This window comes from Pseudomonas arcuscaelestis (genome assembly GCF_016881005.1).
Lineage (GTDB): Bacteria > Pseudomonadota > Gammaproteobacteria > Pseudomonadales > Pseudomonadaceae > Aquipseudomonas > Aquipseudomonas arcuscaelestis.
This window is the reverse complement of the sequence record NZ_JACOPV010000007.1, coordinates 90,052-111,755: the sequence shown is the minus strand read 5'-3', so window position 1 is coordinate 111,755 and position 21,704 is coordinate 90,052. Positions and strand designations below refer to the sequence as shown.

Sequence of the window (21,704 nt, the reverse complement as noted above, 5' to 3'; positions counted from 1 at the left end):
CCTTACCTTAATGTTTGAACATCACATGCCGAACGCAGGTGTAGTCTTCCAGTCCGTACATGGACATATCCTTGCCATACCCCGACAGTTTCTGACCACCGTGGGGCATTTCACTGACCAGCATAAAGTGCGTGTTGACCCAGGTACAACCGTATTGCAATCGTGCCGAAACCCGGTGGGCGCGCCCCACATCCTGGGTCCAAAGCGAAGAGGCGAGGCCGTAGTCGGAGTCATTGGCCCACGCCAGGGCCTGGGTTTCGTCGTCAAAGCGAGTGACTGAGACCACCGGCCCGAAGACTTCGCGCCGGACGATTTCGTCATCCTGCTGCACATCGGCCAGCACTGTGGGCTCGAAGAAGAAGCCGTCCCCTGACACGGCCTTGCCACCGGTTACCAGACGAACATGCGGCTGGGCGACGGCGCGTTCGACCATGGCCGCGACGCGATCACGGTGCTGGGCGGTAATCAGCGGCCCGAGTTCGGTCTGTGGATCGTTCTGCAGGCCATGCTTGATACTGGCCACGGCGTTGCCGAGCTTTTCCACGAATTGTTCGTAGATGCCGCTCTGCGCATAAATCCGGCAGGCTGCCGTGCAGTCCTGGCCAGCATTGTAGAAACCGAAGGTGCGGATGCCTTCGACGGCGGCGTCAATATCGGCATCGTCGAAGATGATGACCGGGGCCTTGCCGCCGAGCTCCATGTGCATGCGTTTTACACGTTCTGCCGTGCTGGCAATGATGTTGGCGCCGGTGGCTATGGAACCGGTCAGCGATACCATGCGCACCTTCGGGTGGGTGACCAGCGGTGTGCCGACGCTCGGCCCACGGCCAAAAAGAATATTCAGCACGCCAGCGGGGAACAGATCGGCAGCCAGCTGTGCCAGGCGCAAAGCGGTCAGCGGTGTTTGCTCCGAAGGCTTGAGCACCACGGTGTTGCCTGCCGCCAGGGCCGGGGCGATTTTCCACGCAACCATCATCAATGGGTAGTTCCACGGTGCGATGGAGGCGACCACGCCGAGCGGGTCGCGACGAATCATCGAGGTATGCCCTGGCAGGTATTCGCCCGCGGCCGATCCTCCCAGGCAACGGGTGGCGCCGGCGAAAAAGCGGAACACGTCGGCAATCGCCGGAATCTCATCGTTGAGCGCGGCAGCGTAGGGTTTTCCGCAGTTGTCCGACTCCAGACGGGCCAGTTCCTCGCCATGTGCCTCAATGCTCTGGGCCAGCTTCAGTAACAGCAGTGAGCGGTCCTTGGGCGTGGTCTGCGACCAGCTCTCGAACGCACGATCGGCAGCGCGTACAGCGGCATCGACTTGAGCTTCGCTGGCTTCGTTGATTTCCACCAGCACGCTGCCCAACGCCGGGTTGAGGACTGCCAGCGCGTTACCTTCGCCAGCTACCAGTTGGCCGTTGATCAACAGTTGGGTTTGCATCGTAAAGTCCTCTTGGAGTTATTTGCCACTGCCGGCAACGCTTTCGCCGCCGCGGGTAAGGTAATAGGCGCCAAGAATCGGCAGCATGGTGACCAGCATGACCAGCATGGCGACCACGTTAGTCACCGGTACGTCCCGGGGGCGACTGAGCTGGTTGAGCAACCAGATCGGCAAGGTTCGTTCGTGTCCGGCGGTGAAGGTGGTGACAATGATTTCATCGAATGACAAGGCAAATGCCAGCATGCCGCCGGCCAGCATCGCCGACCCCAGATTGGGCAGGATGATGTAGCGGAAGGTTTGCCAACCGTCAGCGCCCAGGTCCATCGACGCTTCGATCAGACTATGGGAGGTGCGGCGCAATCTGGCGATGACGTTGTTATAGACGATCACCACGCAGAAGGTCGCGTGGCCCACGACAATGGTGAATATGCCTGGCTCGATCCCCAGGGTTTTGAACGCCGAAAGCAGGGCGATGCCGGTGATGATCCCGGGCAGTGCGATAGGCAGGATCAACATCAGCGAGATGCTTTCCTTGCCAAAGAAACTGCGTCGATACAGCGCTGCGGATGCCAGCGTGCCGAGCACCAGCGCGATCAGAGTGGCCAGGCAGGCAACTTGCAGCGACAGCTTGATTGACTCCAGTACATCGGGACGGGAAAAGGCCACGCTGAACCATTTCAAGGTAAAGCCCTGCGGCGGGAAGCTGAACGCCGCATCCTGGGTGTTGAAGGCATACAGAAAGATAATCAGGATTGGGAAGTGCAAGAACACCAATCCGCCCCAGGCCGCCAGGCGCAGGCCCCACGAAGCGCGCTCAGAGTGCATCGAAAGCCCCCAGACGTTTGACCATGGACAGGTAGATGGCAATCAGCACGATGGGCACCAGGGTGAAAGCTGCTGCCATGGGCATGTTGCCAATGGCGCCTTGCTGGGCGTAGACCATGCTGCCAATGAAGTAACCCGGTGGGCCCACCAGTTGCGGCACGATAAAGTCGCCCAGGGTCAGTGAAAACGTGAAGATCGAGCCGGCTGCGATTCCGGGAACCGACAGCGGTAGAATCACCTGCATAAAGGTTTGTCGGGGTTTGGCGCCTAAATCCGCCGAGGCTTGCAGCAACGACGGTGGCAAACGCTCCAGCGAGGCCTGGATGGGCAGGATCATGAACGGCAGCCAGATGTACACAAACACCAGAAAGCGTCCCAGGTGCGACGTGGACAATGTGCTGCCGCCAACGCCGGGAATGCCGAGGATGAACTGCAGCAACGGCTCCATATGCAGTTGCTGGACAAACCACTGCGCCACGCCGCCTTTAGCCAGCAGCAGGGTCCAGGCATAGGCCTTGACGATATAGCTGGCCCACATCGGCATCATCACCGCGATGTAGAAAAACGCCTTGGTTTTGCCCGTGGTGTAGCGGGCCATGTAATAGGCGATTGGAAACGCCAGGGCGGCGCTGGCGATGGATACCGCAACAGCCATGCCCAGCGTGCGCAGGATGATGTCGAAATTCGATGGATTGAACAGGGCGGCGAAATTGGCCAGGGTCAGCGTCGGGGTGACCGCCATGGTGAAGTCGTCAAACGTGTAGAAACCCTGCCAGAGCAGGCTAAGCAACGAGCCAAGGTAGATGGCACCGAACCAGATCAGCGGTGGTATCAGCAGCAGCGTCAGATACAGGTTGGGTCTGCGGTAGAGCAAATTTGAAAAGCTGCGCAGGGCCTGGCTCATCTATGGGCCCTCGTTCAAGACAGTTTCCTGCAGTGAGGTCATCGCTTCCCGTGACCAACGAGCCTGCAGGCGCTGGCCGGGCTGCCAGGGCGCGGCCTGCTCTTGCCATTGATTATTGGCCTGGCTGACATTGAGCAATTGGCCGTTGTCCAGTTTCAGCTCGTAGCGGGTGGCACTGCCCTGATACTGGACATCGTGGAGCAACCCGCTGACCTGGATCTCATCGCCGGCAGTTGCTTGTTCGCCCAGACGGATGTGTTCCGGGCGAATAGAGAAGGGCAGGTGACTGCCATTCAACTGGGTCGCCAGCTCCCCACGCAGCACGTTGGAGGTACCGACAAACTCGGCGACGAAGGTGGTGGCCGGTTTCATGTATAGGTTGCGCGGGGTATCCACCTGCTCGATGCGACCGCGGTTGAATACCGCGACACGATCGGACATCGACAGCGCTTCGGTCTGGTCATGGGTAACGAAAATGAAGGTAATACCCAATTGACGCTGGAGCTTCTTCAGCTCGCTCTGCATTTGCTCGCGCAGCTTCAGGTCCAGTGCGCCCAGGGGTTCGTCCAGCAGCAGCACTCGGGGGCGGTTGACCAGCGCCCGGGCCAGGGCCACGCGCTGACGCTGGCCGCCCGACAGTTGAACCGGCTTGCGTTGCCCGTAACCTTCCAGGGCGACCATGGCCAGGGCTTCTTCGGCACGGGCCAGACGATCCTGCTTGCCAACGCCTTTGACCTTAAGGCCATAGGCGACGTTGTCGCGGACATTCATATGCGGAAACAGGGCGTAATCCTGGAATACCGTATTGACGTCACGTTGGTAGGGCGGCAGCCCGGCCGCTTCCTCACCATGAATGCGAATAGAACCGGCGCTGGGTTGCTCGAAGCCGGCAATCAGGCGCAGGCAAGTGGTTTTTCCCGAACCGGAGGGACCGAGCATCGAGAAAAATTCGCCGTCCTGGATGTCGATGGACACCCGGTCGACGGCCCTGACCTCGCCAAAATAGCGGGAAACATCGGTGAACTGGACTGCAAGGGTCATGCTGCGGTGCTCCCGGTGTCTAGACGGAATCGCCGGGCAAGCCGCGCGCTGTGGCGGCGCCGCTTGCCCGGCGACAGGGCCTCAGCGGCCGCCCATGATCGCGATATAGTCCTGGGTCCAGCGGCTGTACGGCACAAACTTGCCACCCTCTGCCTGCGGGGTTTTCCAGAAAGCGATTTTGTCGAAGTTGTCGAAGCCGTTGGTTTTACAGCCCTCAGCGCCAAGCAGTTCACTGCCGGTGCAGGCCGCCGGTACTGCAGGCAGCGAGCCGAACCAGGCTGCCACATCGCCCTGAACCTTGGGTTGCAACGACCAATCCATCCATTTGTAGGCACAGTTGGGGTGTTTGGCCTCTGCATGCAGCATGGTGGTATCGGCCCAGCCGGTGGCGCCTTCCTTGGGAATGGTCGAGGCCACCGGTTGGTTGTCGGCCTTGAGGGTGTTGACCATGTAGCCCCAGGAACTGGACGCGACCACGCCTTCGTTTTTTACATCGCTCATCTGGACCGTCGCATCGTGCCAGTAGCGATGAATCAACGGTTGTTGCTGGCGCAGCAGATCGAGTACGGCCTTGTATTGTGTTTCATTGAGTTCGTAAGGGTTCTGGATGCCCAAATCGGGCTTGGTCGACTTCAGGTACAACGCTGCGTCGGCTATATAGATGGGGCCATCGTAGGCCTGGACGCGACCCTTGTTCGGCTTGCCGTCAGGCAAGTCTTGCGGCTCGAAGACCACGCTCCAACTGGTAGGCGCTTGCTTGAAAACGTTGGTGTTATACAACAGCACATTGGGACCCCACTGGTAAGGGGTGCCGTATACCTGGTCGTTCACTACATACCAGGCGCCATCCTTGAGCCGTGGATCGAGGTTTTTCCAGTTCGGGATCAATGCAGTGTTGATCGGCTGAATACGTTTGCCCGCAATCAGGCGCAGCGAAGCATCGCCGGACGCCGTGACCAGGTCGTAACCACCCTTGGTCATCAAACTGACCATCTCGTCGGAAGTGGCAGCGGTCTTGACGCTGACTTTGCAGCCGGTTTCCTTCTCGAAGCCGCTAACCCAATCGTAGGCTTTGTCACTTTCACCGCGCTCGATATAACCGGGCCAGGCGACGATATCCAGTTGCCCTTCGCCAGCGCCTACAGCCTTCAGAGGTTGCGCCGCCTGCAGGCTGGTGCTGGCCAGCAAGGCGGTACCCAGGGCACTGAGCAAAGCGGTCTTGTTCACAAGCATGGTGTTCCCTCTTGTTCAAATTATGATCGGGTGAGTCATGAAAGCGGTGGCACATCGCTTTAAGCGTAGTGCAACATCTGGATGCAAATGCATTCAGCTTGATTTCAGCTTGCGGCAGTAATCTTGGGGTTTATTTCCCGTCCTTGGAGGTTCCAGATGAACACCCGTGGTTTGCTCGATCAGTTGCTCAAATCCGGTCAGGACCTGCTGCAGAATCAGGCTGGCAAGAACTCAGCCGGCAAGGCTGGTGGGTCAGGCGGTCTTGGCGATCTGCTGGGAGGCAAAGGCGGCGGTGGCCTGGGCAGTCTGCTTTCCGGAGCCGGTGGCGGCGCCCTGGCAGCAGGTGCAATGGGGCTGTTGATGGGCAGCAAAAAGGCGCGCAAGTATGGCGGCAAGGCCCTGACCTACGGCGGCCTGGCGGCACTTGGCGTGCTGGCGTACAAGGCTTATGGCAACTGGCAGGCCAAACAGGGCACTGCGGTGCAGGGCGAGCCGCAGACGCTCGATCGCCTGCCCCCGGCGCAGGTCGAGCAACACAGCCAGGCCATCCTCAAGGCCCTGGTGGCGGCGGCCAAGTCCGATGGTCATGTCGATGAGCGCGAGCGAGCGCTTATCGAAGGTGAATTCGTCAAGCTTTCCAACGATCAGGAGCTGCAGCACTGGTTGCATGCCGAGCTCAACAAACCCCTGGATCCCGCTGATGTCGCGCGCGCCGCTACTACGCCGGAAATGGCCGCGGAGATGTATATCGCCAGTGTCATGCTGGTCGACGAGGAGCACTTCATGGAGCGCGCTTACCTTGACGAATTGGCGCGGCAACTGAAGTTGGACCCGGCATTGAAAGTAGAACTCGAGAACCAGGTAAAACAAGCTATTGGCCAATGATTTCAGGCTAGTGGCCATTATCCTGGCTGCTAGGTCCGGTCCAGCCTGAAAGTCAGGCGCAAAAGCCCTTGGAGCCTGGGCTATACTCTGCCCATTTTTCTGCTCGCGTAGAACACTTGAGGGCTGACTGTGAAAAACTGGACCTTGCGCCAACGGATTCTGGCGAGCTTCGCCGTGATTATCGCCATCATGCTGTTGATGGTGGTGGCGGCCTATTCAAGGCTGGTGACCATCGAATCCGGCGAGGAAGCGGTTCGAACCGACAGCATTCCCGGGGTGTACTACAGCTCCATGATCCGCAGTGCCTGGGTCGACAGTTACGTGTTGACCCAGCAATTGGTGGGCTTGAGCGGCAATCGCGAGATCACCTCTGCTGACCTGGCGTTGTACAAGGGCTTTGAGGCACGCCTGAAACAGCACATGGCCAGCTACCAAGGCACCATCAAGGATCCACAGGATCAAGCCAGTTTCGATGAGTTCGAACACCTCGAAGACGGCTACATCAAGTCGATCGAGACGGTGCTTGAAGCCTATCGTCGCAAGGACTACAGCGAAGCTGAGCGCCTGATCAACGAGGTGTTGACCCCGGCCTGGAACATTGGTCGCAATCACCTGAACGCAGTAATCGAGCGCAACCGCCATTCTGCCGAAGAAGCAGCCGAATCGATCGTCGGCGCTGTGGTGACGGCCAAGTTCAGCATGATCACCTCTCTGGTCCTGGCGATTATCGCAGCAACTATCTGCGGCTTGCTGCTGATGCGTGCCATTACCGCGCCGATGCAACGTATCGTCCACGCCCTGGATAAGCTCAGCAGCGGCGACCTGAGCGTGCGCATGAACCTCGACCGCAAAGACGAATTCGGTGCAGTGGAAACCGGCTTCAATGAAATGATGGGCGAGTTGACCAGCCTGGTCTCCCAGGCCCAGCGCTCATCCGTGCAAGTGACTACGTCGGTCACCGAAATTGCTGCCACCTCCAAGCAACAGCAGGCTACCGCTACCGAAACGGCAGCCACTACCACTGAGATTGGCGCCACCTCACGGGAAATTGCGGCAACCTCTCGTGACCTGGTGCGCACGATGACCGAAGTTACCTCGGCCGCCGACCAGGCTTCGAATCTTGCAGGCTCCGGCCAACAAGGCCTGGCACGCATGGAAGAAACCATGCACCAGGTGATGGGCGCCGCCGACCTGGTCAACAACAAGCTGGCGATCCTCAATGAGAAGGCCGGCAACATCAACCAGGTCGTGGTCACAATCGTCAAAGTTGCCGATCAAACTAACCTGCTCTCGCTCAACGCGGCCATCGAAGCGGAGAAGGCTGGCGAATATGGCCGGGGCTTTGCGGTGGTGGCCACTGAAGTACGACGCCTGGCAGACCAGACAGCAGTTGCTACCTATGACATTGAGCAGATGGTCCGTGAGATCCAGTCAGCGGTGTCCGCCGGGGTGATGGGCATGGACAAGTTCTCCGAAGAAGTGCGCCGTGGCATGTTCGAGGTGCAACAGGTGGGTGAGCAACTGAGTCAGATCATTCATCAAGTCCAGGCCCTGGCGCCGCGAGTGCTGATGGTCAATGAGGGGATGCAGGCCCAGGCCACCGGCGCCGAGCAGATCAATCACGCGCTGGCCCAGTTGGGCGATGCCAGCAGCCAGACGGTTGAATCGCTGCGTCAGGCCAGCTTTGCCATCGACGAGTTGAGCCAGGTTGCTACCGGCCTGCGTGGTGGCGTGTCGCGGTTCAAAGTCTGATTGACGATGACTGACCTCAAGCTTGATCGTAGCCAGCACATGAGCGCTCACGGAACGTTGTACTTGTTGTTCCGAATGGGTGAGCAGCGCTTCGCGTTGGACGCACATGAAATTGCCGAGGTATTGCCGCGTCTGCCGCTCAAACCTCTGGCCCACACCCCTGCCTGGGTTGCCGGGGTGTTGGCTCATCGAGCTGCATTGGTGCCGGTGATTGACGTCGGGGCGTTAAGCTTTGGTGTGCCTGCGCCGGTGCGTACCAGTACACGCCTGGTGCTGGTGCACTACCGTAACCACCCGTTGCAACCTGAGCGATTGCTGGGGTTGATCCTTGAACAGGCCACCGACACCTTGCGTTGCTTGGCACAAGAGTTCCAACCCTACGGCGTGGATAACCATCAGGCTCGCTACCTTGGGCCGGTGCGCGAGGATGCTCAGGGCTTGGTGCAGCGCATCAGCGTACAGGACCTGCTCAGCGACGAGGTACGTGCCTTGCTCTATCCCTTGCCTGAGGAACAGGTGCCAGCGCACGGGGAGCAGCCATGAGCAATGAACAACGTTTTTTCCGATTTCTGCAGGAGCGTATCGGTCTTGATGTCGCTTCGGTCGGCAACTCGATGGTCGAGCGCGCATTGCGTCAGCGTTGCGCTGCAGTAGAGGCGGTCGATCTGGATGACTACTGGCTGCGGCTGCAGCAGTCGAGTGAGGAAAAGCAGGCGCTGATCGAGGCAGTGATCGTCCCCGAAACCTGGTTTTTTCGTTATCCGGAGTCATTTTCGGCGTTGGCAAGCCTTGCCCGCAAGCGTTTGGCCGAGCTGGCTGGGGCGCGTCCATTGCGTATTCTCAGCCTGCCGTGCTCCACCGGAGAGGAACCTTACTCGATTGCCATGACCCTGCTGGATGCCGGGCTTGGCGCGCACGCGTTTCGTGTCGACGGCATGGACATCAGCCCAATCTCAATAAGCCGGGCCGAGCAAGGCCTGTACGGGCGGAACTCTTTTCGCGGGTCCGATCTGCAATTTCGTCAGCGGCATTTTGATGAAAGCGAAGAGGGTCACCGGCTTCATGAGCGAGTGCGTCAACAGGTCAAACTGCAAGTCGGCAATGTGCTCGACCCGGCGCTGCTCAGCCTGCAAGGCAGTTATGATTTTGTCTTCTGCCGCAATTTGCTGATCTATTTTGACGTACCCACCCAGAAACGGGTTTTTGAAGTACTCAAGAGCTTGATTCATGAGGAGGGGGTGCTGTTCATCGGTCCGGCCGAAGGTAGCTTGTTGGCGCGCATGGGCATGCGTCCGCTGGGTATCGCCCAATCCTTTGCCTATATGCGCCAGGCAGAGATCGTCGAGCCGGCGCCGCTGTTTTCCACTAAACCGCTACTGGCGCCTATGCCGCCAATACCGGCCGCCAAAAGCGTGCCCGCACCCGTGCCGGTAACCGCGCGTAAACCCAAGATCGTTGCACCGCCTGCTGTTATTCAGGCCTCGCTGCCGGGCAGCCGTGACGAATTGCTGGCGCAGATCACCCGGCTGGCTAACAACGGCAGCAGTGCCGAGGCCAAGGCTGCCTGTACTCGCTACTTGCAGCAGTATCCGCCGCATGCCGAGGTGTTCTACTGGCTTGGGCTGCTCAGTGATACGGCAGGTGATGCGGGCGAAGCGCTTAGCCACTATCGCAAAGCACTCTACCTCGACCCGCAGCATGCCGAGGCACTGGCACATCTGGCGGCATTATTGGCGTCCCAGGGCGATGTCGCTGGCGCGCGTCGTCTGCAGGAGCGCGCTGCGCGACGGGCCGATCGGGAGTCTGAACAATGATTGCTGACGATCAGGTTCTACTCGTCGCCGCCGATGCCAGCGCAATCGATGATTGCTGGAATCGTATCGGTGTGCGCGGCGATAAAAGCTGCCCGTTGTTGGTCGAGCACATTCACTGCCGCAACTGCGATGTCTATGCCAGTGCTGCAACGCGCTTGTTGGACCGTTATTCGTTGTCCCAGGACGCCCACCAGCAGGTTCAGGTCCTGGAGCAGCGGGCCACTCGCTCGATGCTGCTGTTTCGCCTTGGTGAAGAGTGGCTGGCACTGGCCACTCGCTGTCTGGTTGAGGTCGCGCCGTTGCAGCCAGTGCATTCGCTGCCTCATCAACGTTCGCGAGTGCTGCAGGGTGTAGCCAATGTGCGTGGCGCCCTGGTGCCGTGCCTGTCGCTGGCAGACCTGTTGGGCCTGGAGGTTCAGGCTGATGTCAGTTCCTCGGCCAGAATCATGCCGCGTATGTTGATCCTGGCCGCTGCTGGCGGTTCGGTGGTGGTGCGGGTAGATGAAGTCGATGGTATCCACGGCCTTGACCCGGAGCTTGTGCAGCAGGAGCACAGCGAGGCAGCACGCTTTACCGCTGCCGTCCTGCAGTGGCGCGAGCGCAGTGTGCGGGTGCTGGATGAAGAACAGGTGCTTTCTGCTGTGAACCGGAGCCTTTCATGACCCCAGAGCAAATGCGGGACGCGTCCTTGCTCGAGTTGTTCAGCCTGGAAGCCGAAGCCCAGACTCAAGTGCTCAGCGCCGGTCTGTTGGCGCTGGAGCGCAACCCAACCCAGGCTGACCAGTTGGAAGCCTGCATGCGTGCAGCTCACTCGCTCAAGGGCGCGGCGCGTATCGTTGGCGTCGACGCCGGGGTCAGCGTTGCGCATGTGATGGAAGACTGCCTGGTGGGCGCGCAGGAAGGGCGCCTACGCTTGCGTGCTGAACACATCGACGCCTTGTTGCAGGGTACTGATCTGTTGATGCGCATTGCCACGCCTGGCGATGCGGCGTTGGAGCCCGCCGTGCAGGCTTTTCTGCTGCAAATGGCCGCGCTGCTCGACCCCTCTGCTGCGCCAGCGATAGCCGCACCAATGGCGCCGATTGCCACTGCGCCAGCGCCGCAGCCGAGGGAAGCGGTAGCTGAGCCGGCAGTGGAGCCCACAGGCTTTGATAACGAACCAGAGGTCGCCAGCAAGCGTAGCGGCAAGCGCGCCGCTGAAGGTGGTGAACGGATTTTGCGAGTAACTGCTGAGCGCCTGAACAGCCTGCTCGACCTGTCCAGCAAGTCGATGGTCGAAACCCAGCGGCTCAAGCCTTACCTGGCCACTCTGCAGCGCCTCAAACGCATGCACAGCCAAAGCATCCGGGCCCTTGACGGGCTCAAGATCCAGCTCGAAGCCAGTGGCCAGAGCCTGGAAGTCCAGGAGTCGCTGGCCCAGGCCCAGCAGCTACTGGGGCAAACCCAGCAGATTCTGCTGCAACAGGCCGCCGATCTGGACGAATTCGGTTGGCAGGCCAGTCAACGCGCACAACTGCTCTATGACACAGCCCTGGCGTGCCGCATGCGCCCGTTTGCCGATGTGTTGACCGGGCAAAGCCGAATGGTCCGCGACCTGGGGCGCTCGCTGGGCAAGCAGGTTCGCCTGGAGATCGAAGGTGAGAAGACCCAGGTAGATCGCGACGTTCTGGAAAAGCTCGAAGCGCCGTTGACCCATCTGTTACGCAATGCAGTCGACCATGGCATCGAGTTGCCCGAGCGGCGGCTGTTGGCTGGTAAATCGCCGGAAGGCCATATCCGTTTGCGAGCGTCCCACCAGGCGGGCCTGTTGGTATTGGAACTCAGTGATGACGGCGGTGGAGTCGACCTGCAGCGGTTGCGCCAGAGCATTATCGAGCGGCAGTTGTCTCCGGCTGAAACCGTGGCGCAGATGAGCGAGGCCGAGCTGCTTACCTTCCTGTTCCTGCCGGGCTTCAGTCTGCGCGACAAGGTTACCGAGGTTTCCGGGCGTGGCGTTGGCCTGGACGCAGTGCAGCACATGGTCCGCCAACTGCGCGGGTCTATCGTGCTTACCCAGACTAACGGGCAGGGCAGCTGTTTTCACCTGGAAGTACCCCTGACCCTTTCAGTCGTGCGCAGTCTGGTTGTGGAAGTCGGCGCGGAGGCCTATGCCTTTCCGCTGGCACACATCGAACGAACCCTGGAACTGCCCCCTGAGGCCATCGTACAGATAGAGGGTCGCCAGCACTTCTGGCATGAAGGCCGGCATGTCGGCCTGGTTGCGGCCAATCAGTTGCTCAATCGGCCGCCGACCGAGACTGATGCGCCGACGATTAAAGTAGTGGTTATCCGGGAGCGAGACATGCTCTACGGCGTGGCAGTCGAACGCCTGGTCGGCGAGCGGGTGTTGGTGGTTATGCCGCTCGATGCGCGGTTGGGCAAAGTCCAGGATATTTCCTCTGGGGCCCTGCTGGATGATGGCAGTGTGGTGTTGATCATCGACGTCGAAGATCTGTTGCGCTCGGTCGAGAAGTTACTCAGCACCGGCCGTCTGGAGCGCATCGAGCGTGGTCACCGCAATACTCGCGAGGCGGCACGCAAGCGCATCCTGGTGGTTGATGACTCACTGACCGTGCGCGAACTGCAGCGCAAGCTGCTCAGCAATCGCGGCTATGAAGTTGCGGTGGCGGTTGACGGCATGGACGGCTGGAACGCGCTGCGTGGTGAGGATTTCGATTTGCTGATCACCGATATCGACATGCCGCGCATGGATGGTATCGAGCTGGTCACGCTGTTGCGTCGCGACAGCCGCCTGCAATCGCTGCCCGTCATGGTGGTGTCCTACAAGGATCGTGAAGAAGATCGTCGTCGTGGACTGGACGCCGGAGCCGACTACTATTTGGCGAAGGCAAGTTTCCATGACGATGCCTTGCTGGATGCTGTGGTCGAGTTGATCGGGGGAGCCCAGGGATGAAAATCGCTATCGTCAACGACATGCCCATGGCTGTGGAGGCTCTGCGCCGGGCGCTAGCGTTCGAGCCGCTGCATCAAGTCATCTGGGTGGCCAGCAACGGTGCCGAAGCCGTGAAGTTGTGTGCCGGACAGACGCCGGACCTGATCCTGATGGATCTGATCATGCCTGTCATGGATGGCGTAGAGGCCACCCGGCGAATTATGGCCGAGACACCCTGCGCCATTGTGATTGTCACCGTGGACCGTCAGCAGAATGTCCACCGCGTATTCGAAGCCATGGGGCATGGCGCGCTGGACGTGGTCGACACCCCGGCGCTGGGAGCGGGTGATCCCAAGGAAGCGGCAGCGCCGCTGCTGCGCAAAATCCTCAATATCGGCTGGTTGATCGGCCAACAACGCAGCAACACCCCGCAGCCAATGGCGGCGCCCGCGCGCGAACTCGCGCAGCGCCAGAAACTGGTAGCCATTGGCTCATCGGCTGGTGGTCCGGCGGCTCTCGAAGTACTGCTCAAAGGTTTGCCGCGGGATTTTCCTGCCGCCATCGTGCTGGTGCAGCACGTCGATCAGGTATTCGCCGCTGGCATGGCTGAATGGCTCAGTAGCGCCTCGGGTTTGACCGTGCGCTTGGCCTGTGAGGGAGAAGCGCCGCAACCAGGGCAGGTACTGCTGGCCGGCACCAACCACCACATTCGCCTGCTCAAGAACGGCACCCTGGCTTACACCGCAGAACCGGTGAACGAAATCTACCGGCCTTCGATTGATGTATTTTTTGAAAGCGTTGCCCGTTACTGGCGCGGGGACGCAATAGGTGTGCTGTTGACCGGGATGGGCCGCGACGGTGCCCAAGGTCTGAAATTGATGCGCCAGCAAAGCTTCCTGACCATCGCTCAGGACCAATACAGCAGCGCCGTTTACGGCATGCCCAAGGCCGCGGCTGCGATAGATGCGGCCATGGAAATTCGCCCTCTGGAGCGAATTGCTGCACGATTGATGGAATTTTTTCCAAAATGACGATATGTATTTCGCCACGCCGGACCTCCGGCAGTGACCAGGTGACAACGCATGAATGATTTACCGCTCGACGGTTTTCCGGCCGCCAATGAAAATTCGGCAATGGTCCTGCTGGTCGACGATCAGGCAATGATCGGTGAGGCGGTGCGGCGTGGGCTGGCTCATGAAGAGAACATCGATTTCCACTTCTGTGCCGACCCTCATCAGGCCGTTGCACAAGCTGTGCAGATCAAACCAACGGTGATTCTCCAGGACTTGATCATGCCCGGGCTCGACGGTCTGACGCTGGTGCGTGAGTACCGGAACAATCCGGCAACCCAGGACATTCCGATCATCGTTCTGTCGACCAAGGAAGACCCGCTGGTAAAAAGCGCAGCCTTTGCCGCCGGCGCCAACGATTACCTGGTCAAACTGCCCGATAACATTGAATTGGTAGCGCGAATTCGCTACCACTCACGTTCATACCTGACCTTGTTGCAACGTGACGAGGCGTATCGCGCCCTGCGCGTGAGCCAGCAGCAGTTGCTTGATACCAATCTGGTGCTGCAGCGCTTGATGAACTCCGACGGCCTCACCGGGCTGTCCAATCGTCGTCATTTCGATGAGTACCTGGAGCTTGAATGGCGCCGGGCGATGCGCGAGCAAGCTCAGCTTTCGCTGCTTATGATCGACGTTGATTACTTCAAGGCATTCAATGATACGTTCGGGCATCTGGCAGGCGATGAGGCGCTGCGCAAGGTTGCCGAGGCCATTCGCGGCTCCTGTGCTCGTCCTACCGATCTTCCTGCCCGTTATGGTGGTGAAGAGTTTGCGCTGGTACTGCCCAACACCTCGCCGGGTGGCGCGCGCCTGGTAGCGGAAAAGCTGCGCCAGATTGTGGTTGGGATGAACATTGCGCACAACATGCCGGTCGCGGACGCCAACTTGACGGTGAGTATCGGTTTGTCGACCCTTACGCCTGCGATTGGCAGCCATTGTCGGCAGCTGATTTCGGCAGCAGACAAAGGCTTGTACCTGGCCAAGAACAATGGTCGCAACCAGGTTGGCGTGGCATGAGGCAGGCCTTGGTGCCAGCCCCGATTTAGCGATGCAGATCCTTGTGCAACAACCGCCCGACGGGCTGCCGTCGGGTTCCAGACTCAGTTATACTCTCCGGCTTTTCTACAGATTACGCACGAGAGCCGCCCGCCCATGGAAATCCAACCAATCCTGAATACCATCAAGGACCTGACCGAGCGTTCCGAGTCTATTCGGGGGTATCTTTGACTACGATCAAAAGAATGAGCGTCTGATCGAAGTCAACCGTGAGCTTGAAGACCCTAGTGTCTGGAATAAGCCTGAATACGCCCAGGAGCTGGGCCGCGAGCGCGCTGCGCTGGCGCAGATCGTCGACACGCTCGACGAAATGGCCAGTGGCCTGGCCGACTCGCGCGAATTGCTCGACATGGCTGTTGAAGAAAACGACGAAAGCTCCGTCAACGATGTCGTCGAGATGCTTGAAGGCCTAGAAGCGTCTCTTGCACAGTTGGAATTCCGCCGCATGTTCAGCGGTGAAATGGATGCCAATAACGCTTATCTGGATATCCAGGCCGGCTCCGGCGGTACCGAAGCCCAGGACTGGGCCAACATCCTCTTGCGCATGTACCTGCGCTGGGCTGACAAGCGCGGTTTCGAGGCTACCATCATGGAGCTGTCGGCCGGTGAAGTCGCCGGGATCAAGGGTGCTACCGTGCACATCAAAGGCGAATATGCCTTTGGCTGGCTGCGCACCGAAATTGGTGTTCACCGTCTGGTACGCAAAAGCCCGTTCGACTCCGGCAACCGCCGCCACACTTCGTTCTCGGCGGTGTTCGTGTCCCCCGAGATCGACGACAAGGTCGAAATCGATATCAACCCGTCGGACCTGCGTATCGACACCTATCGCTCTTCGGGCGCGGGTGGCCAGCACGTTAACACCACCGACTCGGCCGTACGTATCACTCACGTACCGACCAACACCGTGGTCAGTTGCCAGAACGAACGTTCCCAGCACGCCAACAAAGACACCGCCATGAAAATGCTGCGGGCCAAGTTGTACGAGCTGGAAATGCAAAAGCGCAACGCGGCGTCCCAGGCCCTGGAAGACAGCAAGTCGGACATTGGCTGGGGTCACCAGATCCGCTCGTACGTGCTTGACGCCTCGCGGATCAAGGATCTACGCACCAACATCGAGCGCAGCGACTGCGACAAGGTGCTCGACGGCGATATCGACGAATACCTGGAAGCCAGCCTCAAGCAGGGGCTGTAACCGCGACACCGATGCCGCGGGCAAGCGCACCTGTAGCGCTTGCCCCGCGATCCCAGGCCCTGGGACAATGAACCTGTGATGGAAGATGTGACGACATGAGCGACCTAAAACTCGACCCGCAAGACCTGCAACAGGAAGAAAACACCCTGATCGCTCTGCGCAAGGAAAAACTTGCCGCAGAACGTGCCAAGGGCAATGCCTTCCCCAACGACTTCCGCCGTGACAGCTACTGCAACGATCTGCAGAAACAGTATGTCGACAAGACCAAGGAAGAGCTGGAAGCTGCAGCGATTCCGGTCAAGGTTGCCGGGCGCATCATGCTCAACCGCGGCTCGTTCATGGTGATCCAGGACATGACCGGCCGTATCCAGGTCTACGTCAACCGCAAGACCCTGCCGGAAGAAACTCTCGCCGCAGTCAAGACCTGGGACTTGGGCGACATCATTGCCGCCGAAGGCACCCTGGCGCGGTCCGGCAAGGGCGACCTGTACGTCGAGATGACCAATGTGCGCCTGCTGACCAAGTCGCTGCGCCCGCTGCCGGATAAACACCATGGCCTGACCGACACCGAGCAGCGCTATCGCCAGCGTTATGTCGACCTGATGGTCAACGAAGAAGTGCGCGATACTTTCCGCGTGCGCTCCCAGGTCATCAACCATATTCGCAACTTCCTGATCCAGCGCGACTTCCTGGAAGTGGAAACGCCAATGCTGCAGACCATCCCGGGTGGTGCAGCAGCCAAGCCGTTCGAAACCCACCACAACGCCCTGGACATGGCCATGTTCCTGCGTATCGCGCCGGAGCTGTACCTCAAGCGCCTGGTGGTGGGTGGCTTCGAGAAAGTTTTCGAGATCAACCGCAACTTCCGTAACGAAGGTGTTTCGACCCGGCACAACCCCGAGTTCACCATGCTCGAGTTCTACCAGGCCTACGCTGACTACGAAGACAACATGGACCTTACCGAAGAGCTGTTCCGCGAGCTGGCGCAGCTGGTTCTGGGCAGCACCGACGTGCCGTATGGCGACAAGGTGTTCCACTTCGGCGAGCCATTCGTGCGTCTGTCGGTATTCGACTCGATCCTCAAGTACAACCCTGAGCTGACTGCTGACGACCTCAACGACATCGATAAAGCCCGTGCCATCGCCAAGAAAGCCGGTGCCAAGGTTCTCGGTTTCGAAGGTCTGGGCAAGCTGCAGGTGATGATTTTCGAAGAGCTGGTCGAGCACAAGCTGGAACAGCCACACTTCATTACCCAGTACCCGTTCGAAGTCTCGCCATTGGCCCGTCGCAACGACGAAAATCCGAACGTTACCGATCGCTTCGAGTTGTTCATCGGTGGCCGTGAGATTGCCAACGCCTACTCCGAGCTCAATGATGCCGAAGACCAGGCCGAGCGCTTCATGGCGCAGGTTGCCGACAAGGACGCTGGTGACGACGAAGCCATGCATTACGATGCTGACTTTGTTCGCGCCCTGGAATACGGCATGCCGCCAACCGCGGGTGAGGGTATCGGTATCGACCGTCTGGTGATGCTGTTGACCAACTCGCCGTCAATTCGCGACGTTATCCTGTTCCCGCACATGCGCCCACAAGCCTGAGGGGAGTAATGAAAAAACCGCCTTTCCAGGCGGTTTTTTATTGAGCTGCAAGAGCGGATGCAGCGACGTGGAGTGCTCCACCATCCAACTTTCCCGAGGTACCCCGTGACGATGGCCCATCAAGGCGCCGCCGGCGTAGCAACCGCCGTGGCCGAAAGTGTTCGATATCAGGGCCGAAAGGCCAGTCGCCAGGGCAGCGAGCAGCGCCGGCAGGATATTCTCGATGCGGCCATGCGCATTGTCGTTCGTGATGGTGTGCGCGGTGTGCGGCACCGCGCGGTAGCGGCCGAGGCCGGGGTGCCTTTGTCGGCGACCACCTATTACTTCAATGACATTGAAGACCTGCTGACCGATACCTTTGCCCAGTATGTGGAGCGCAGTGCCGCTTACATGGCAAAGCTGTGGGAGCACACTGAGGTGGTCTTGCGTCAGTTGCTTTCCCAAGGTGATCAAAGCCTGCCCTGTCGCGCGCTCCTGGCCGATGAAGTGGCGAAGATGATGGTCGACTACGTCCAGCGCCAACTGCACAACCGTCGTGATTTTCTCATGGCCGAGCAGGCCTTTCGCCAGGAGGCGCTGCTATGCTCGCGCCTGGCCGAACTGGTTAAGCTGCACGAGCAGATTTTGCTTCATGGCGCCTGCCAGATGCTTGAGGTTGTCGGTTCATGTCAGCCGCAACAGGATGCGCTGGTGTTGACGGCGATTGTCGAGCAGATGGAATATCAGGGCCTGCTCGACGGTTCACAGGCCGATGCGCATACGCAGATGCTCGCTATCCTTACTCGGTACTTGCATCTGGTGCTGGCCGCCGTGTGAGGTGCGACCCTATTTCAAGGAGAACCCGATGAAAGCCAGAAGTCTGTTGTTGGCGTTGTCGTTTTTGCTGCTTGGCGGTTGTCTGGTCACCTTTAATGAGCCCATGCCGGCCAACGAGGCCGCGCCCAAGGCGCTGCTGGGCAAATGGACCAGCAAGGACGCCTGGGGGGAACCGTTGAGTCTGCAGATCAGTCGTAGCGGTGGTGACGCCTACAAGGCGCTGGCTATTGGCAAGGACAAGAAGCGCGATGAGTATGTATTCACGGTGTCCCGCCACGGCAACCGCTGGTATCTCTCGGCGGGTGTACCCAAGCGACTCGGTGGGAATTTCCTGATTGGCGGGTTCGAGGTCGTCGATGGCAAGGAACTGGTGGTCTACAACCTCGATGTCGAGCAAGTCAACCAGGCCGTTGAGAAGAAAGAGCTCAGCGGTCGCACCTATGAGGTTCCAGAGGACAACGGTGAGGGCATGCTGATCGACAGTCCGGCCGAGCGGGTTCTGGCCTACCTTGACGACCCGGCCAACTCCGACCTTTTTATCGAAGTGGCGCGGTTCCAGCGGGCTGGCAAGTAAAAGAGTCAATTCAAGGAGAGTAGGGTGGACGAGTACCAGCAGACGATACGTGCCCTGTCTGATCGCATTGTCCTGGCACAAACGCCCATTCGCGTGCTCGATGCGGTGAAGTGGGACGACAACATTCGCCAGGGGTTTCTCAAGGCCAAGGGCAAGGAGATGCCCGCGGTTGATCGGGCTTATTACCAGGGCCGGCCATTATCGTTCGATTCTGGCGCAGTAAAGCTCGAGTTCCAGAACATCGAGCGTGACATTACCCGTCAACTGGGCCAGTTCAACCCGGTCGGGCAGATCATGCGGCGCATGTGCAAGGAGTACCGCATGGTGGTGCGCATGCTCGAGGCGCGCGGCACCGACGACTTCGGGCTGATTTCTCAGGAGCTTTACGGTGCCGCTTCCGATGCGTTTCACGCCGGCGACCCGACCCTAGCTGACCTGGGGTTGATGCTCTCGGATTATCTGAACAATATCGACGGCCGAGGCGACCTCAAGGACGAACCGAAGAACCTCACGGCCAAACAAGCCGTCGAGATGCTGCAGGGGCGTTTGAACAAGGTTTTCAACGAAGCCGAGGACACTATTCGGGTGTTCGAGTCCGACGGTATCGTCGCCGACGCCGCAGCGGGTGCCGACTACATCAAGATACGCGCCGATGCGATGTTCAACAGCCGCGACGTGCGGGCACTGGAGGTCCACGAAGGGTTGGTGCATGTGGGCACCACGCTCAATGGCTTGAACCAGCCAATCTGCACCTTTCTGGCCAAGGGGCCGCCCTCGTCGACTGTTACGCAGGAAGGCCTGGCGATACTCATGGAGGTCATTGCCTTTGCCTCTTACCCGAGTCGCCTGCGCAAGCTGACCAACCGCACCCGGGCCATCCATATGGTCGAGGAGGGCGCTGACTTCATTCAGGTCTACGAGTTTTTCCGCGCCCAGGGCTTCGGCATGCCGGAGAGCTACGGCAATGCCAGTCGGGTGTTCCGTGGGTCGGTGCCCAATGGGCTGCCATTTACCAAGGATTTGTCCTACCTCAAAGGCTTCATCATGGTTTACAACTATATTCAGTTGGCCGTGCGCAAGGGCAAGCTTGAACAGATCCCGTTGCTGTTTTGTGGCAAGACCACGCTTGAGGACATGCGCACCTTGCGCCAATTGGTCGATGAAGGCCTGGTGGAACCACCCAAGTACTTGCCGGAACAGTTTCGTGACCTCAACGCGCTATCGGCCTGGATGTGCTTCTCCAACTTCCTTAACCACCTGAGCCTGGACCGGATTGAAGCCGATTATTCGAATATTCTCTGAATCTGGGCGCAGAACCCTGGGCTTGCTGCTGGTGGTGCTGACGCTGGGGGGTTGCAGTTCGCTGCTGTTCTACCCCGAGCCTGGCCAGCCGTTCACTCCCGAGAAAGCCAAGCTTGAATACCGCGACGTAACGCTTACGGCTGCTGACGGTACGCGCCTGCACGGCTGGTGGCTGCCAGCCAAAACTGGGGTCGAGGTCAAGGGCACGGTTCTGCACTTGCATGGCAATGGTGGCAACCTGGCCTGGCATCTGGGTGGCAGTTGGTGGCTACCGGAGCACGGTTATCAGGTTCTGTTGCTGGACTACCGCGGTTACGGCTTGTCCCAGGGCAAGCCGGCGCTGCCTGAGGTCTACCAGGACATTGCCGCAGCACTGGACTGGCTCGACAAGGCCCCACAGGTACAGGGCAAGCCGCAAATACTGTTGGGGCAGAGCCTGGGCGGCGCCATGGCCATTCATTACCTGGCGCACAACCCACAGCAGGCCAAGCGTTTCAAGGCGATGGTGTTCGACGGCGTGCCGGCCAGCTATCGTCAGGTCGGACGCTTTGCCCTGAGCAATTGGTGGGTGACATGGCCATTGCAAGTACCCCTGTCGTGGCTAGTGCCTGACAGCGACAGTGCGATCAACTCGATTGCGCAGCTCAAGACACCGCCGAAGTTATTCTTCCACAGTATCGACGATCCTATTGTGCCGCTGGCCAATGGCATTGAGCTGTATCAGGCAGCGCCGCCGCCAAGGGTGTTGCAATTGACCCGTGGTGGTCATGTGCAGACGTTTGCCGACCGTACCTGGCGGCAGGTGATGCTGCGCTTTTTGCAAGATCCGGATCATTTCAATGGGCTGCGGCGTTTGGTCGAAGTCCCTAATTACCCTGACGAGACGTCACAATGAGTGAAGAACGTAACGCTGTCCCCCTGATCATTACCGGTGTTTGCAGCATCATCGGCACCGTTGCAGCGCTGTGGTACTACGGCTACCTGCATTTTGCCAAGCCGGAAGATGCGCTACTGCTGTCGGATTTCACCATGCTCAAGACAATACCGGGGGAGGACTACAAGATTTCGCTCAAGCCGGCCAACCAGGTCGCTCAATGTGTCGATGGAGTGTTGGTGTTGTTCGATATGTCGCAAAAAGGCCTGACCGGTGTGCTGGTGGACAACAAGAAGCAAGCCGTGCGATGCATGGGTCAAGAGACGCCGCAACAAGAACAGTAACGGCAAGCCCGCCCCACGGATTGGATTTCGTGGGGCGGGCATGCTTTTGCGATACAGCTT

At 59.4% G+C, this 21,704-nt stretch carries 19 protein-coding genes and 1 pseudogene; 15 read left to right on the top strand and 5 right to left on the bottom strand.

Features of this window, described 5'->3' with window-relative positions; genetic code table 11:
• Positions 1–7: 7 nt before the first annotated feature.
• From H8F21_RS12450 to ydcS, 5 genes are all read right to left on the bottom strand, one after another.
• Positions 8–1,432 carry a gamma-aminobutyraldehyde dehydrogenase gene (locus tag H8F21_RS12450; RefSeq protein WP_203476158.1) on the bottom strand — a complete coding sequence of 475 codons (1,425 nt, stop codon included), beginning with the start codon at positions 1,430–1,432 and terminating at the stop codon, positions 8–10.
• A gap of 18 nt (positions 1,433–1,450) precedes the next feature.
• On the bottom strand, positions 1,451–2,257 hold the full coding sequence (locus H8F21_RS12445; protein WP_203542053.1) for an ABC transporter permease: 807 nt from the start codon (positions 2,255–2,257) through the stop codon (positions 1,451–1,453).
• On the bottom strand, positions 2,247–3,161 hold the full coding sequence (locus H8F21_RS12440; RefSeq protein ID WP_203476154.1) for an ABC transporter permease: 915 nt from the start codon (positions 3,159–3,161) through the stop codon (positions 2,247–2,249). Before H8F21_RS12440 ends, H8F21_RS12445 begins: the two co-directional genes overlap by 11 nt.
• On the bottom strand, positions 3,162–4,202 hold the full coding sequence (locus H8F21_RS12435) for an ABC transporter ATP-binding protein (protein WP_203584430.1): 1,041 nt from the start codon (positions 4,200–4,202) through the stop codon (positions 3,162–3,164).
• An 81-nt stretch (positions 4,203–4,283) separates the two neighbouring features.
• Positions 4,284–5,435 (bottom strand): putative ABC transporter substrate-binding protein YdcS, encoded by a 1,152-nt coding sequence (gene ydcS, locus H8F21_RS12430; RefSeq protein ID WP_203476150.1) that lies wholly within the window; start codon positions 5,433–5,435, stop codon positions 4,284–4,286.
• A 156-nt stretch (positions 5,436–5,591) separates the two neighbouring features.
• Between ydcS and H8F21_RS12425 the strand changes: the two genes are divergently transcribed.
• The 15 genes and pseudogenes from H8F21_RS12425 to H8F21_RS12355 all read left to right on the top strand — a co-directional run bounded on the left by H8F21_RS12425 (position 5,592) and on the right by H8F21_RS12355 (position 21,644).
• Positions 5,592–6,320, top strand: coding sequence for a tellurite resistance TerB family protein (locus H8F21_RS12425; protein ID WP_136477870.1), 729 nt, complete (start codon positions 5,592–5,594; stop codon positions 6,318–6,320).
• Between the two features lie 129 nt (positions 6,321–6,449).
• Entirely contained in the window at positions 6,450–8,072 is a 1,623-nt protein-coding gene (locus H8F21_RS12420) for a methyl-accepting chemotaxis protein (protein WP_203584429.1), read from the top strand.
• A 6-nt stretch (positions 8,073–8,078) separates the two neighbouring features.
• On the top strand, positions 8,079–8,615 hold the full coding sequence (locus tag H8F21_RS12415; RefSeq protein ID WP_203584428.1) for a chemotaxis protein CheW: 537 nt from the start codon (positions 8,079–8,081) through the stop codon (positions 8,613–8,615).
• Positions 8,612–9,886, top strand: a complete 1,275-nt coding sequence (locus H8F21_RS12410) for a CheR family methyltransferase (RefSeq protein WP_203542050.1) — start codon at positions 8,612–8,614, stop codon at positions 9,884–9,886. The genes H8F21_RS12415 and H8F21_RS12410 overlap by 4 nt, the downstream gene beginning before the upstream one ends.
• Positions 9,883–10,548, top strand: a complete 666-nt coding sequence (locus tag H8F21_RS12405) for a chemotaxis protein CheW (protein ID WP_203584427.1) — start codon at positions 9,883–9,885, stop codon at positions 10,546–10,548. Before H8F21_RS12410 ends, H8F21_RS12405 begins: the two co-directional genes overlap by 4 nt.
• Positions 10,545–12,839, top strand: coding sequence for a hybrid sensor histidine kinase/response regulator (locus tag H8F21_RS12400; protein ID WP_203476142.1), 2,295 nt, complete (start codon positions 10,545–10,547; stop codon positions 12,837–12,839). The genes H8F21_RS12405 and H8F21_RS12400 overlap by 4 nt, the downstream gene beginning before the upstream one ends.
• The gene (cheB, locus tag H8F21_RS12395; RefSeq protein ID WP_203476141.1) at positions 12,836–13,849 is read left to right on the top strand and encodes a chemotaxis response regulator protein-glutamate methylesterase; all 1,014 of its coding nucleotides are present in this window, start codon (positions 12,836–12,838) and stop codon (positions 13,847–13,849) included. The genes H8F21_RS12400 and cheB overlap by 4 nt, the downstream gene beginning before the upstream one ends.
• 51 nt (positions 13,850–13,900) lie before the next feature.
• A pseudogene (locus tag H8F21_RS12390) lies at positions 13,901–14,934 on the top strand (diguanylate cyclase).
• Positions 14,935–15,040: 106 nt separating this feature from the next.
• A protein-coding gene (gene prfB, locus H8F21_RS12385; protein WP_203476138.1) for a peptide chain release factor 2 occupies positions 15,041–16,136 on the top strand; the annotation gives its coding sequence in 2 pieces (ribosomal slippage) (positions 15,041–15,112 and positions 15,114–16,136; 1,095 coding nt in all).
• 95 nt (positions 16,137–16,231) lie between these two features.
• Entirely contained in the window at positions 16,232–17,734 is a 1,503-nt protein-coding gene (gene lysS, locus H8F21_RS12380; protein ID WP_101292663.1) for a lysine--tRNA ligase, read from the top strand.
• 111 nt (positions 17,735–17,845) lie between these two features.
• Entirely contained in the window at positions 17,846–18,550 is a 705-nt protein-coding gene (locus H8F21_RS12375) for a TetR/AcrR family transcriptional regulator (RefSeq protein ID WP_203584464.1), read from the top strand.
• 28 nt (positions 18,551–18,578) lie between these two features.
• The gene (locus tag H8F21_RS12370; RefSeq protein WP_203584426.1) at positions 18,579–19,124 is read left to right on the top strand and encodes a hypothetical protein; all 546 of its coding nucleotides are present in this window, start codon (positions 18,579–18,581) and stop codon (positions 19,122–19,124) included.
• A gap of 24 nt (positions 19,125–19,148) precedes the next feature.
• Positions 19,149–20,426 (top strand): flavohemoglobin expression-modulating QEGLA motif protein, encoded by a 1,278-nt coding sequence (locus tag H8F21_RS12365; protein WP_203584425.1) that lies wholly within the window; start codon positions 19,149–19,151, stop codon positions 20,424–20,426.
• Positions 20,398–21,321, top strand: a complete 924-nt coding sequence (locus H8F21_RS12360; protein WP_203584424.1) for an alpha/beta hydrolase — start codon at positions 20,398–20,400, stop codon at positions 21,319–21,321. Before H8F21_RS12365 ends, H8F21_RS12360 begins: the two co-directional genes overlap by 29 nt.
• Positions 21,318–21,644, top strand: a complete 327-nt coding sequence (locus tag H8F21_RS12355) for a hypothetical protein (protein ID WP_203542044.1) — start codon at positions 21,318–21,320, stop codon at positions 21,642–21,644. The genes H8F21_RS12360 and H8F21_RS12355 overlap by 4 nt, the downstream gene beginning before the upstream one ends.
• The last annotated feature ends 60 nt before the right edge of the window (positions 21,645–21,704 follow it).

Coding starts and splice junctions, on each gene's coding strand:
- H8F21_RS12450 (WP_203476158.1), bottom strand. CDS start 1,432: ATGCAAACCCAACTGTTGATCAACGGCCAACTGGTAGCTGGCGAAGGT.
- H8F21_RS12445 (WP_203542053.1), bottom strand. CDS start 2,257: ATGCACTCTGAGCGCGCTTCGTGGGGCCTGCGCCTGGCGGCCTGGGGC.
- H8F21_RS12440 (WP_203476154.1), bottom strand. CDS start 3,161: ATGAGCCAGGCCCTGCGCAGCTTTTCAAATTTGCTCTACCGCAGACCC.
- H8F21_RS12435 (WP_203584430.1), bottom strand. CDS start 4,202: ATGACCCTTGCAGTCCAGTTCACCGATGTTTCCCGCTATTTTGGCGAG.
- ydcS (WP_203476150.1), bottom strand. CDS start 5,435: ATGCTTGTGAACAAGACCGCTTTGCTCAGTGCCCTGGGTACCGCCTTG.
- H8F21_RS12425 (WP_136477870.1), top strand. CDS start 5,592: ATGAACACCCGTGGTTTGCTCGATCAGTTGCTCAAATCCGGTCAGGAC.
- H8F21_RS12415 (WP_203584428.1), top strand. CDS start 8,079: ATGACTGACCTCAAGCTTGATCGTAGCCAGCACATGAGCGCTCACGGA.
- H8F21_RS12410 (WP_203542050.1), top strand. CDS start 8,612: ATGAGCAATGAACAACGTTTTTTCCGATTTCTGCAGGAGCGTATCGGT.
- H8F21_RS12405 (WP_203584427.1), top strand. CDS start 9,883: ATGATTGCTGACGATCAGGTTCTACTCGTCGCCGCCGATGCCAGCGCA.
- H8F21_RS12400 (WP_203476142.1), top strand. CDS start 10,545: ATGACCCCAGAGCAAATGCGGGACGCGTCCTTGCTCGAGTTGTTCAGC.
- cheB (WP_203476141.1), top strand. CDS start 12,836: ATGAAAATCGCTATCGTCAACGACATGCCCATGGCTGTGGAGGCTCTG.
- lysS (WP_101292663.1), top strand. CDS start 16,232: ATGAGCGACCTAAAACTCGACCCGCAAGACCTGCAACAGGAAGAAAAC.
- H8F21_RS12375 (WP_203584464.1), top strand. CDS start 17,846: ATGGCCCATCAAGGCGCCGCCGGCGTAGCAACCGCCGTGGCCGAAAGT.
- H8F21_RS12370 (WP_203584426.1), top strand. CDS start 18,579: ATGAAAGCCAGAAGTCTGTTGTTGGCGTTGTCGTTTTTGCTGCTTGGC.
- H8F21_RS12355 (WP_203542044.1), top strand. CDS start 21,318: ATGAGTGAAGAACGTAACGCTGTCCCCCTGATCATTACCGGTGTTTGC.